Here is a 13532-nt window from a genome sequence, read left to right as displayed (position 1 = left end):
AACCGAGGATCGCGCCCATGCCGGGCCGAGGAAGGAGGAGCAAGACCATGCGTACCCTGATTGCCGCCGCCGTCGTGCTTGCCGCTTCCGCCGCGGCCCCCGCGTTCGCGCAGAACTATGCCGGCAACGGCTACGGCGGCGATATCGTCCGCTGCGAATCCAACGACGGCCGCACCCGCGAATGCCCCACCGGCGGCGGACGCGTGATGTTGCAGAAGCAGATTTCGCGCGCCCCCTGCGTCGAGGGTCGCACCTGGGGTTCCGGCCGCAACGGCGTCTGGGTGTCGCAGGGCTGCCGCGCCGATTTCCGGGTGGCGGGCAACGGCTGGGGCGGCGGCGGTAACGGCGACATCGTGAGCTGCAATTCCAACGACGGGCGCCTCAACCGCTGCCCGATCAACGGCCGCGGCGGCCGCGTGCAGCTGGTCCGCCAGGTGTCGCGCGCAGCCTGCGTCGAAGGCCGCACCTGGGGTTCCGATCGCGGCAGCATCTGGGTGTCGCAGGGCTGCCGCGGCGAATTCGCGGTCGGTCGCGGCAACGGCGGCGGCTGGAACAACTCCGGCTACGGCGGCAAGGTGTTCCGCTGCGAATCCATCGACGGCCGTACCCGCGAATGCGCCGCCAACACCCGCGCCGGCGTGCAGCTGGTGCGCCAGCTGTCGGACGCGGCCTGCGTGCAGGGCCGCAGCTGGGGCTACGGCCGCAACGGCATCTGGGTGTCGCAGGGCTGCCGCGCGGAGTTCCGCGCCTACTGACGCCGCGCCCGTCGTGCGGTGAAGACGCCGGCGGCGAAGGGCGCCGGCGTCGTTTGCGGTGACGGATCGCGGCGATGACGGATAATGCCCGCATGAAAGACAACGCCATCGACTACGACCGCTACGACCACGTCCGTCCGATCCGCTGGACCGGCGACGCGCTGGAACTGCTGGACCAGCGCGTGCTGCCGTTCACCGTGGTGCACGAGGCCTGCCGCAGCAGCGACGAGGTGGCCGAGGCCATCCGCGCGCTGACCGTGCGCGGCGCGCCGGCCATCGGCATCGCCGCCGCCTGGGGCGTGGTGCTGGCCGGGCACGGCCTGGAAACCGGCGATCCCGCCGAGGCCGCGCGCCAGCTGGAGCCGGCGATGCAGCGCCTGAACGCGGCGCGTCCCACCGCGGTGAACCTGGCCTGGGCGCTGGCGCGCATGCGCGGCGCGCTGGCGAATGCCGGTGCGGACTGGCGCGAGGCGCTGGAGCGCGAGGCGCGCGCCATCGAAAGCGAAGACCTCGCCGCCAACCGGGCGATGGGCCGCGCGGGCGCGGCGCTGATCGACGCCGGCAGCGGCGTTCTGACCCACTGCAACACCGGCTCGCTGGCGACGGCGGGCTTCGGCACCGCGCTGGGCGTGATCCGCGCCGGCGTAGCCGATAACCGCATCGAGCGCGTGTTCGCCACCGAGACGCGGCCGTGGAACCAGGGCGCGCGCCTGACCGTGTGGGAGCTGGGGCAGGACGGCATCGACGCGACCCTGATCGCCGACGCCGCCGCCTCGCACCTGATGAAGACCGGGCAGGTGCAATGGGTGATCGTCGGCGCCGACCGCATCTGCGCGAACGGCGATACCGCCAACAAGATCGGCACCTACCAGCTCGCCATCGCGGCGAAGCATCACGGCGTGAAGTTCATGGTGGTGGCGCCGTCCTCGACCGTGGACATGGGCACCGCCTCGGGCGATGCGATCGAGATCGAGGAGCGCGACGCCGCCGAGCTGCTGGCGTTCCGCGGCAAGCGCGTGGTGGCCGAGGGCGTGCGCGCCTGGAACCCGGTCTTCGACGTCACGCCGCATGCGCTGATCGACGCCATCGTCACCGAGCGGGGCGTGGTGCTGCGGCCCGATGCGGACGCCATGCGGGCGCTGTTCGGGGGTTGATTGCCGTGGGCCTTGCGCGCGCCTGACAAGGGCGCGGCATGCCTGCTTGCGAAGGCATTTTCGACGCGGATCAGCGCGGAAAGACGAGGACAGGTTTCAGGTTTGCTTTGTCGGTGCTGATCCGCGTCGATCCGCGTCGGAGAAAACGCCTGCGGATCGCGTAAATCGTTGTTTCTGCGCGGGTATCGGGGGTGCGTTCGATGCCCCCGGATGCTACAATTCCGTGTTGTCGAACTCCCCGTGGAACAGGCCGGCGGAACCCGCTTCCGCTGGCCGCCCGTGGGCCGGAAACCACGCTACACAACGGACGCACGATGGCCGATCTCGCCAAGGAAATCATCCCCGTCAAACTGGAAGACGAGATGCGTCGCAGCTACCTCGATTACGCCATGAGCGTGATCGTGGGGCGCGCGCTTCCGGACGTGCGGGATGGCCTGAAGCCGGTGCATCGCCGCGTGCTGTTCGCGATGAACGAACTCGGCGCGCACAGCAACAAGCCGTACTACAAGTCGGCGCGCATCGTCGGCGACGTGATCGGCAAATACCATCCGCACGGCGACCAGTCGGTGTACGACACGCTGGTGCGTCTGGCGCAGCCGTTCTCGCTGCGCTACCTGCTCGTCGATGGGCAGGGCAACTTCGGTTCGGTCGATGGCGACAGCGCCGCGGCGATGCGCTACACCGAAGCGCGCATGTCCCGCCTCAGCCACGAGCTGATGGCCGACATCGACAAGGACACCGTCAACTTCCAGCCCAACTACGACGAGAAGGAACAGGAACCCACGGTCATGCCGACCCGGTTCCCGAACCTGCTGGTCAACGGTTCCGCCGGCATCGCGGTCGGCATGGCGACCAACATCCCGCCGCACAACCTCGGCGAAGTGGTGGATGCGCTGCTGGCGCTGATCGACGATCCGCAGATCGACATCGACGGCCTGATGGAATACATCCCCGGCCCGGATTTCCCCACCGCCGGCATCATCAACGGCGTCGGCGGCATCCACGTCGCCTACCGCACCGGCAAGGGCCGCGTGCGCATGCGCGCCAAGGCCGAGGTGGAAGTGGCCGACAACGGCCGCGAGTCGATCATCGTCACCGAGATCCCGTACCAGGTGAACAAGGCGCGGCTGATCGAGAAGATCGCCGAGCTGGTCAAGGAAAAGAAGCTCGAAGGCATCAGCGAGCTGCGCGACGAGTCCGACAAGGACGGCATGCGCATCTACATCGAGGTCAAGCGCGGCGAATCCGCCGAGGTGGTGCTGAACAACCTCTATTCGCAGACCCAGATGGAGTCGGTGTTCGGCATCAACATGGTGGCGCTGGTCGATGGCCGCCCGCAGTTGCTGAACCTCAAGCAGATCCTCGAAGCCTTCGTCCGCCATCGCCGCGAAGTCGTCACCCGCCGCACCATCTTCGAACTGCGCAAGGCGCGCAGCCGCGCCCACATCCTCGAAGGCCTGACCGTCGCGCTGGCCAACATCGACGAGATGATCGAGCTGATCAAGACCTCGGAGAACCCGGGCGTGGCGAAGGAGCGCATGCTCGCCCGCGCGTGGCAGCCGGGACTGGTGGGCTCCCTGCTGGCCGCCGCCGGCGCGGAAGCCTCGCGTCCGGAAGATTTGCCCGCCGGCGTGGGCCTGCTCGAACACGGTTATCAACTGACCGAGACGCAGGCCCAGCAGATCTTGGAAATGCGCCTGCACCGCCTGACCGGGCTGGAGCAGGAGAAGCTGACCGACGAATACCGCCAGCTGCTGGAGGAAATCGCCGGGCTGATCCGCATTCTCGAAAACCCCGACGTGCTGCTGGACGTGATCCGCGACGAGCTGCGCGAGATCAAGGCCGAGTTCAACGACCCGCGCCGCAGCGAGATCCGCGCCTCGGAGGAGGACCTCGACATCCTCGACCTGATCGCGCCGGAAGACGTGGTGGTCACGCTCTCGCACGCCGGCTACGCCAAGCGCCAGCCGGCCACCGCCTACCGCGCGCAGAAGCGCGGCGGCAAGGGCCGCAACGCGGCGGCGACCAAGGACGAGGATTTCATCGACCAGCTCTGGCTGGTCAACACCCACGACACCCTGCTCACCTTCACCAGCCACGGCCGCGTGTTCTGGCTGCCGGTCTATCAGTTGCCGGAGGCCGGCCCGAACGCGCGCGGCCGTCCGATCATCAACTGGATTCCGCTGGAAGCGGGCGAGAAGGTGCAGGCCGTGCAGCCTGTCCGTGAGTATGAAGACGGCAAGTACGTGTTCTTCGCCACCCGCAACGGCACGGTGAAGAAGACTCCGCTGACCGAATACGCCTTCAAGCTGGCGCGAGGCAAGATCGCCATCAACCTGGCGGAAGGCGATGCGCTGGTGAACGCGGAGCTGTCCGACGGCACCCGCGACATCATGCTGTTCGCCAGCAACGGCAAGGCCGTGCGCTTCGCCGGCGACAGCGTGCGCCCGATGGGCCGCACCGCCACCGGCGTGCGCGGCATGAAGCTGGCCGACGGCGAGGAAGTGCGCAGCCTGATCGTGGTCGATGGCGAGGGCGACATCCTCACCGCCAGCGAGCGCGGCTTCGGCAAGCGCACGCCGGTCGAGGAGTTCCCGAAGAAGGGCCGCGGCACGCAGGGCGTGATCGCGCTCAAGACCAACGAGCGCAACGGCGCGCTGGTCGGCGCGATCCAGCTCACCGAGCGCCACGACGTGCTGCTGATCTCCGACGGCGGCACCTTGGTGCGCACCCGCGCGGCGGAAATCGCGCAGGTCGGCCGCAATACGCAGGGCGTGACCCTGATGCGGCTGGCGGCGGACGAGAAGCTGCAGGCCATCGAGCGGCTGGACGCTTCGCTGGACGAAGCCGCCGACGATGCGGGCGACACCGCCGCCGCAGAGTGACGGCGGCGACGCGAGGCGGCTGCTGCCGGCACGCCGCTTCGGGTAGCCTGTCGGCCGGTCTTGCCTGACCGACGGAGCGGGAATGGGCGCATTGGGATGGATGGCGTTCGCAGTCGCGCTGGCCTTGCTGGCCGGCGTCGGCGCGTGGCTGCTGGTCCTCGCGCTCCGGTCTTCCGTCGAATCGGAAGCCGAAGACGGCGACGCATCCGGATCTCCGAATGACGCGGAAGAGGGCGGGGAAGAAGAATCCGCCGCCATCGAAATCCCCGATGGCCGCACGCTGCTGCGCAGCCTGTACGCACTGGCGTTCGAGGACGCCGGGCCGGCGCCGGCGCTGGCCTTCGCGCAGGCCGACGCGCACGAGGCCATCGCCGCGGCCTGCGCCAACCTGCTGGCGCGCACCGAGTTCCAGGCCCGGCACATGCCGCGCCGCCCGCAGCTGCTGCCGAAGCTGATGCGCGCGATCAACGATCCCGACGCGTCGCTGGAGAAGATCGCGAAGGTCATCGGCGAGGATCCGGCGCTGTCGGCCAACCTGCTGCGCGTCGCCAACAGCCCGTTCTACCGGGTGCGAGAGAAGCCGGTCGAAAGCCTGGTGCGCGCCGCCGCCATGCTCGGGCTGGACGGCCTGCGCCCGGTGGTCGCCGCGGCGCTGGTGCAGCCGGTGATGCAGACCGGCGACAACGCGTTCGGCCGCCTGCCGGTGCTGATCTGGGACCACACGCAGCTGGCCGCCGATTTCGCCTCCGGGCTGGTGCGCGGCGGGCGCGGGCAGGAGGACGCGTTCGCCGCACAGATGCTGGGGCTGCTGAACGGGCTGGGCGCGATCATCGTGGCGCAGGTGCTGCGCGACAACTACGCGCTGCATCCGCAGCTGCGGCCCGATCCGCAGGTCGTCGCGCGCGTGCTGGACGAACAGGCGGCGCCGATGGCGCACCGCATCGCCATCGAATGGGAACTGTCGGACCGGATCGGCGTCGCGCTGGACGCGCAGCGGCTGGACGTGGCGCCCGACGATCCGCTGGGCCGCGCGCTGTGCGCCGGGCGCGTCGCCGCGTCGCTGGCGATGCTGCGCAAGCACGGCAAGCTCGGCGACGACGGGGCGCGCGCCATGCTGTCGAACTGGGCGCTGGCGCAGGGCATCGACGACGCCGGCCTGCTGCGGCTCTGGGACCGATTGCCGGCCTGAACGCGACGGTGCATCGGCAGTCCTGAAAGCGGCGCGTTTCGCGTCCTATACTCGAACCGACCTCACCTGGATGGAACCGAGATGATGCGTCCCCGGACTTCACCGCTGCGCGCGCTGTTCGCCCTGTTGCTGTCCGCGACGCTGGCGCTGGGCCTGCCGGCCTGCAAGCGCGATCCGGGCGGGCAATTGCCGGCCGCCGGCGGCGAGGCGATCAAGGCGCAGCGCGAGGCGGTCAAGGGCTTTGCGCTGGTGCGCGCTTTCCCCGACCAGCGCCCGGACGGGTTGGCGGTGGCGGTGGAGTTCTCGCGTCCGCTGGTCGGCACGCAGGACTTCGACAAGCTGCTGGTGATCGACGCCAAGGGCGACGGCCAGAGCGGCTGGGCGCTGTCGGACGACGGCAAGACCCTGCGCTTTCCCTACGTGGAGGCGAACCAGACCTACACGCTGAAGATTTCCGGCGCCCTGAACGCCGCCGACGGCAGCAAGCTGGGCAAGGATCTGGAACTGAAGGTGTTCACCGGCGAGCTCGACCCGGCGGTGGGCTTCGCCTCGCAGGGCAGCGTGATTCCGGCCAAGGAGTCGCGCGGCCTGCCGGTGGTGTCGGTGAACGTCGATGAAGTGGATGTCGAGTTCCTGCGCGTGCGCGACGCCGCGCTGCCGAAGTTCTTCGCCGAATACCAGCACGGCGGCCGCCGCAGCAACTGGGAGCTCGATCCGTCCTGGTACGATCCGGACGACGAAGACAGCCGCTCGCCGATCAACAAGCTGGCGGAGCCGGTGTACGTCAACCGCTTCGTGCTCGGCGGCGAACGCAACGAGCGCGTGCTGACCTACCTGCCGGTGCAGGACATCGCCGAGCTGCAGAAGCCCGGCCTGTACTTCGCGGTGATGAAGAAGACCGGCAGCTTCCGCGGCGAATACGACGTCGCCTTCTTCAGCGTCAGCGACATCGGCCTGCACGTGCGCGCCTACAAGGACAAGCTGTTCGTCCATACCGCCTCGCTGGCCAGCGGCGAGGGCATCGCCAACGTCGAGCTGCGCGTGCTGGACGCGCGCGGCGAGCCGGTGTTCAAGGGCAGCACCGACGGCAACGGCAACGCGCTGCTCAACTACACGCTGGACGCGGCGCACGTGCTCACCGCGGTGCGCGGCAAGGACATGTCGATGCTGCCGTTCAACCAGCCGGCGCTGGACCTGTCCGAGTTCGCCGTGTCCGGGCGCGAGCAGGCGTGGTTCGACGTGTTCGCCTGGTCGGGCCGCGACCTCTATCGCCCCGGCGAGACCGTGCGCGTCTCCGCGCTGCTGCGCGATTTCGACGGCAAGCCGGTGGAAGCCAAGGGCGGCAAGTCGCAGTCCCTGTTCGTGCGGCTGAAGCAGCCGGACGGCAAGACCTTCGTCGAATCGAAGATCGAACCCGGCGCGCAGGGCTATTTCCGCTTCGAGAAAACCATCCCGGTCGAGGCGCCCACCGGCCGCTGGCAGGTGGAGTTCCGCACCGATCCGGCCAGCAAGGACGCGGTGCAGGGCATGAGCCTGCGCATCGAGGAATTCCTGCCCGAGCGGATGAAGCTGGACCTGGACAGCGCGGCGCCGATCCTGCGCCCCGGCCAGCCGTTCGCGCTGCATGCCAAGGGCGCCTACCTGTACGGCGCGCCGGCATCCGGCAACCGCTTCACCGCCAAGCTGGCGGTGAAGGTGGACCAGCATCCGCTGGAGAACCTGAAGGGCTGGTTCTTCGGCGATCCCACCGTGGCGCTGCCGAAGGAAGCCGCCGACGTGGTCGATGCCGAGCTCGACGCCAAGGGCGAACTGCGCCAGGACATCGCGCTGCCCGCGGAGGTGAAGAACGACACGCCGGTACAGGCCATCGTTGCCGGCAGCCTGTACGAAACCGGCGGCCGCAGCGTCAACCGCAGCGTCGCGCGCACGCTGTGGCCGGCCGACGCGCTGGTGGGCGTGCGCCCGATGTTCGACGACGCGGACGGCGCCGACGCCAACGCGAACGCCGGCTTCGAGCTGATGCGTTACGGCAGCGACGGCCAGCCGAAGCCGGCGGCCGGGCTGAAGGTGTCGCTGGTGCGCGAGCATCGCGACTACCACTGGACGCACGACGACGGCAGCGGCTGGAGCTACGACTTCACCCGCCGCTATCAGACCGTGGAGACGCGCAGCGTCGATGCCGGCGCCACCGCCGTGCGTTTCAGCTTCCCGGTGGAGTGGGGCGACTACCGGCTGGAAGTGTTCGACCCGACGACCAAACTGACCATGCGCTATCCGTTCCGCGCCGGCTGGGGCTGGGGCGACGAGAACCGCGGCCTCGATGCGCGCCCCGACAAGGTCAAGCTGGCGCTGGACAAGACCGCCTATCGCGCTGGCGACAAGCTGAAGGTGACGCTGACCCCGCCGCATCCCGGCAAGGGCGTGGTGATGGTGGAAAGCGACCGCATGCTGTTCGTGCAGTCGGTGGACGTGAAGGCGGGCACGGTGGTGGAGATCCCGGTCACCCAGCACTGGGAGCGCCACGACGTCTACGTGACCGCGCTGGTGTTCCGCGGCGGCAGCGCGGCCAGCAAGATCACCCCGGCGCGCGCGGTGGGCGAGGCCTTCGTGCCGATGGACCGCCGCGACCGACGCATCGCCGTCGGCCTGTCGGTGAAGCCGCAGGTGCGCCCGGAGCAGCCGCTGCAGGTGACGGTGAGCGCGCCGCAGCTGGCCGGCAAGACGGCGTACGCCACGGTGTCGGCGGTGGACGTCGGCATCCTCAACATCACCCGCTTCCCGGTGCCGGACGCCAACGCGCAGTTCTTCGCGCAGCGGCGGCTGGGCGTGGACGCCTACGACATCTACGGCCGCGTCATCGAGAGCTTCGACGGCGGCACCGCGAAGCTGCGCTTCGGCGGCGACATGGCGCTGGCCGCGCTGCCGCAGGCGCGCCGGCCGACCGCGCGGGTGCAGACGGTGGATCTGTTCTCCGGGCCGGTGAAGCTGGACGCCAAGGGCATCGCGCGCGTCGCGCTGCCGGTGCCGGACTTCAACGGCACGCTGCGGGTGTCGGCGCTCGTCTATTCGGACACGCAGTACGGCAACAAGGACGCCGAGACGGTGGTGCGCGCGCCGATCGTCGCCGAGGCCAGCATGCCGCGCGCGATGGCGCCCGGCGACCGCGGCATGGTGACGCTGGACATCACCAACTTCACCGGCAAGCCGGGCGAGTTCAAGGTGAAGCTGGACGGCATCGGCCCGGCGTCGATCGGCGACGCCGGCCGCGCGCTGAAGCTGGGCAGCGAGGCCAAGTCCACCCTGAGCTTCCCGCTGACCGCGCAGGAAGGCTACGGCGTGGCGCAGGTGCGCGTGCGCGTGGACGGCAACGGCTTCAAGGTGGACCGCAAGTACGACCTGCCGGTGCGCGCGGCGTGGCCGTCGGTGCTGCGCTCGCGCACGCAGGTGCTGGGCGCGGGCGAGGCGGCGTCGATGGACGCCGGCATCGCCGACGGGCTGATGCCGGGCTCGGTGCGCGCGCGCATGCTGGTCAGCGCGCTGCCGCCGATCCCGTTCGGCGCGGCGCTGAAGGGCGCGCTGGACTATCCGTACGGCTGCGCCGAGCAGACCACCAGCAAGGGCTACGCCGCGCTGGAGCTGGACGCGGACACCGCGCAGCGCTTCGGCGTGGCCGGGCTGGACGCGGCCAAGCGGCGCGCGCGCATGGAAGGCGCGTTCGGGCGGCTGGCCTCGATGCAGGTGGGCAGCGGGCATTTCTCGATGTGGGGCGACGACGGCTACGTCGATCCGCTGCTGACGCCGTACATCGCCGAGTTCCTGCTGGACGCGCGCCAGGCCGGCTTCGTGGTGCCCGACACGGTGCTGCAGAAGGCGTTGCAGCGGCTCAGCGAGGATCTGCTGTCCGGCGGCAACGAGTTCTACGGCCGCGACCATCGCCAGTACCTCAAGTTCGCCTACCAGGCGTATGCCGGCTACGTGCTGGCGCGGGTCAACCGCGCGCCGCTCGGCACCCTGCGCGCGCTGTACGACAACGACCGCAAGCAGGCGCTGAAGGGGCTGCCGCTGGTGCAGCTGGGGCTGGCGCTGTCGATGCAGGGCGACAAGGCGCGCGGCGGCAAGGCCGTCGCCGAGGGCTTCGCCTTCAAGGGCGACCGCCAAGGCTGGCTGGGCGACTACGGCACGCCGTTGCGCGACATGGCGCTGATGATCGCGATGACCCACGAGCGCGGCTACGCGAAGCCCGACTACGATGCGCGCGTCATCGACCTCGGCCGCGAGCTGGACGCGCGCCGCCGCGCCTCGGCGTGGTTCTGGCTGAGCACGCAGGAGCAGATCGCGCTGGCGCGGCTGGGCAAGGCGCTGCTGGCCGACCAGAAGAAGGAGGTGGCCGGCAAGCTGACGGTCGGCGGCGCAGAGGAGGCCATCGCCGCCGCCAGGAGCTTCGCCCGCGACGTCGATTACGCCACTCTCGCCAAGGGCCTGCGCTTCCTGCCGGGCGGCGAGCCGCCGTTCTACGCCAGCCTGGACGTGGCCGGCGTGCCGCGCACCGCGCCCGCGCCGGACGCCAGCGTCATCAAGGTCGAGCGCGCGCTGTACGGCACCGACGGCAAGCCGTGGACGCCGCGCGCGCTGAAGGAAGGCGAGGCGCTGATCGTGCGCGTCTCCATCACCGCCGACCGCGACATGCCGGACGCGCTGCTCACCGACCTGCTGCCGGCCGGGCTGGAGATCGAGAACTTCAACCTCGGCGACGCCAGGCAGTGGGCCGGCGTGGTGGTAGACGGCATCGACATCGGCGAGCGCGGCGACAGCGCCAACGTCCGCCACGAGGAGTTCCGCGACGACCGCTACGTGGCCGCCCTCAAGCTGGAGTCCGGCAGCACCGCCAAGGTGTTCTACCTGGTGCGCGCGGTGACGCCGGGCAGCTACACCGTGCCGCCGCCGCTGGTGGAAGACATGTACCGCCCCGACCTGCGCGGCGTGGGCAAGGCGGTGCCGGAGCGGATCACGGTGGTGCAGCCGTGAGTCATCGGCCCCTCTCCCTTCGGGAGAGGGGTTGGGGTGAGGGTTCGGTCAGGCGATGATTTCCACGATGCTCCGCACCCTCATCCGGCGCTGCGCGCCACCTTCTTCCGGAGGGAGAAGGAACAAGCAGCGCCGGCGCCGGTTGTTGCCGCTCCTGCGCTGGAGTACCGCCGCCACCCTGCTCGCGCTGCTGATCCTCGACGTTGCCTTCCCGCTGCCGTTGCCCAGCCGCCGCGACTCCGCCACCGTCGTGACCGCCCGCGACGGCAGCCCGCTGCGCGCCTTCGCCGACGCGCGCGGCGTGTGGCGCTATCCGGCCACGCCGGAACAGGTATCACCGCTGTACGTACAGGCGCTGCTGGGCTACGAAGACCGCTGGTTCTGGCGGCATCCCGGCATCAACCCGGTAGCGCTTTTGCGCGCGGGCGGGCAGATGCTGGGCAGCCGGCGCATCGTCTCCGGCGGTTCGACGCTGACCATGCAGGTGGCGCGCATCGTCGATCCCGGCCTGCACGGCGCGCGCACGCGCAGCGTCGCCGGCAAGCTGCGGCAATTGCTGCGCGCGCTGCAGCTGGAAGCGCATCTGTCCAAGCGCGACATCCTCACCCTGTACCTGGAGCGCGCGCCTTTCGGCGGCACCATCGAGGGCGTGGAGGCCGCCAGCTGGGCCTATCTCGGCAAGCCGGCATCGAAACTGTCGCATGCCGAGGCCGCGCTGCTGGCGGTGCTGCCGCAGGCGCCCAGCCGGCTGCGCCCGGACCGCTTCCCCGAGGCGGCGCAGGCCGCGCGCGACAAGCTGCTGGCGCGCATGGCCGAACGCGGCGTGTGGACGCGCGCGCAGGTGGACGACGCGCGCATCGAGAACGTGGTTTCGCGCCGCCTGCGCGCGCCGATGGACGCCGCCCTGCTGGCGCAGCGCCTGCACGCCGCGCAGCCGGCGTCGCGGCGGATCGTGTCCACCCTCGACCCGGCCCTGCAGCGCGCGCTGGAGGAACGCGTCGCCGCGTATTTCTCCGACCTGCCGCCGCGTACCTCGGCGGCGCTGCTGGTGATCGACAACGCCACGCTGGAAGCGCGCGCCTATGTCGGCTCGGTGGCGTTCGCCGACAAGGCGCGGCTGGGCCACGTGGACATGGTGCAGGCGTGGCGTTCGCCCGGCTCCACGCTCAAGCCGTTCCTGTACGGGATGGCGCTGGACGACGGGCTGATCCATTCGGAAAGCCTGCTGGTGGACGCGCCGCAGTCGTTCGGCGGCTACCGGCCCTCCAATTTCGACACCGCCTTCAACGGCCCGATCGGCGCGGCCGAGGCGCTGCGGCTGTCGCTCAACGTGCCGGCGGTGGACATGCTGGACCGGGTCGGCTCGGCGCGCTTCGCCGCGCGGCTGGAACATGCGGGCGTCGCGCTGAAGCTGCCGCGCGGGGCCGCGCCCAACCTGTCGATGATCCTCGGCGGCGCGGGCGCGCGGCTGGAGGACCTGGTCGGCGCGTTCGCCGCGCTGCATCGTAGCGGCATCGCCGGGCACGTGCGCTACACGCCGGATGCGCCGAAGGTGGAACGCCGCCTGCTGTCGCCCGGCGCGGCGTGGATCGTGCGCGAAATACTGGCTGCCAATCCGCGCCCGGGCGAGCGCGAGGGCATGTTCGACACCGGCCGCCGCCCGCGCGTGGCCTGGAAGACCGGCACCAGCTACGGCTTCCGCGACGCCTGGGCGATCGGCGGCACGCCGCGCTACAGCTTGGGCGTGTGGGTGGGCCGGCCCGACGGCACGCCGCTGCCCGGCCAGTACGGCGCGGTGACGGCGCTGCCGCTGCTGTTCGAGGTGATCGACAGCCTGCCGCGTTCGCCCGGCGATCCGCTGCGCATTCCGATGCCGGCCAGCGTGGCGGAAACCGACATCTGCTGGCCGCTCGGCACCGCCACTGAGGCTCAGCCGCCGGAGCTGTGCAGGAAGCGCATGCCCGCTTGGACGCTGGACGGTGCGGTGCCGCCGACCTTTGCCGAGCGGCAGGCGCGCCTATGGAGTGCCGGCGTCGAACAATTCGAGGTGGATGCGGCTACCGGAAAGCGCCTGTCCGCGGACTGCAAACTGCCGCACGCCGCGCAGCCGCGCCAGATCGCGCGCTGGCCCGCGCTGGCGATGCCGTGGCTGCCGGCGGCGTGGCGTGCGCAGGCCAGCCTGCCGCCGCTGTCGCCGGACTGCGCCGACGACGGACGCGGCGGCACGGAGGCGCTGCACATCGAAGGCGTCAACGACGGCGCCACGCTGGCGCGCGCGCCTGGACAGGCGAGCGGAGTGCGGCTGTCGCTGCGCGCGCTGGGCGCAACGACACGTGTGCAATGGCTATTGGACGGTCGCTGGATCGGCGAAACCGAAGGCGTGCGCCCGCTGCTGCGCGAATTCGCCGAGCCGGGTCGACACGAACTGACCGCGCTGGCCGACAGCGGCGCGTGGGACAGCCTGCGCTTCGCGATCCTCGAATGACGCGCGGGTTTTCATGACACGGATTGGCTGATAGCGCGG

Annotated in this window: 6 protein-coding genes; all 6 read left to right on the top strand. The window is 70.5% G+C overall.

Features of this window, described 5'->3' with window-relative positions; all coding sequences use genetic code 11:
- Window positions 1-47: 47 nt before the first annotated feature.
- The 6 genes from H9L17_RS01590 to pbpC all read left to right on the top strand — a co-directional run bounded on the left by H9L17_RS01590 (window position 48) and on the right by pbpC (window position 13493).
- Window positions 48-755: a DUF3011 domain-containing protein gene (locus tag H9L17_RS01590; protein WP_187570643.1), complete on the top strand. Its 708-nt coding sequence runs from the start codon at window positions 48-50 to the stop codon at window positions 753-755.
- Window positions 756-847: 92 nt separating this feature from the next.
- A complete protein-coding gene (mtnA, locus tag H9L17_RS01585) occupies window positions 848-1909 on the top strand; it encodes an S-methyl-5-thioribose-1-phosphate isomerase (RefSeq protein WP_187570642.1) in 1062 nt (353 codons plus the stop codon).
- Window positions 1910-2223: 314 nt separating this feature from the next.
- The gene (gyrA, locus tag H9L17_RS01580; RefSeq protein ID WP_187570641.1) at window positions 2224-4794 is read left to right on the top strand and encodes a DNA gyrase subunit A; all 2571 of its coding nucleotides are present in this window, start codon (window positions 2224-2226) and stop codon (window positions 4792-4794) included.
- An 82-nt stretch (window positions 4795-4876) separates the two neighbouring features.
- Window positions 4877-5983 carry an HDOD domain-containing protein gene (locus H9L17_RS01575; protein WP_187570640.1) on the top strand — a complete coding sequence of 369 codons (1107 nt, stop codon included), beginning with the start codon at window positions 4877-4879 and terminating at the stop codon, window positions 5981-5983.
- Between the two features lie 81 nt (window positions 5984-6064).
- The gene (locus tag H9L17_RS01570; protein ID WP_187570639.1) at window positions 6065-11008 is read left to right on the top strand and encodes an alpha-2-macroglobulin family protein; all 4944 of its coding nucleotides are present in this window, start codon (window positions 6065-6067) and stop codon (window positions 11006-11008) included.
- A gap of 67 nt (window positions 11009-11075) precedes the next feature.
- A complete protein-coding gene (pbpC, locus tag H9L17_RS01565) occupies window positions 11076-13493 on the top strand; it encodes a penicillin-binding protein 1C (RefSeq protein ID WP_187570638.1) in 2418 nt (805 codons plus the stop codon).
- Window positions 13494-13532 lie beyond the last annotated feature (39 nt).

This window comes from Thermomonas brevis, from assembly GCF_014395425.1.
Lineage (GTDB): Bacteria > Pseudomonadota > Gammaproteobacteria > Xanthomonadales > Xanthomonadaceae > Thermomonas > Thermomonas brevis.
The sequence above is the reverse complement of the archived record's forward strand: the minus strand, read 5'-3'. Positions and strand labels throughout refer to the sequence as shown.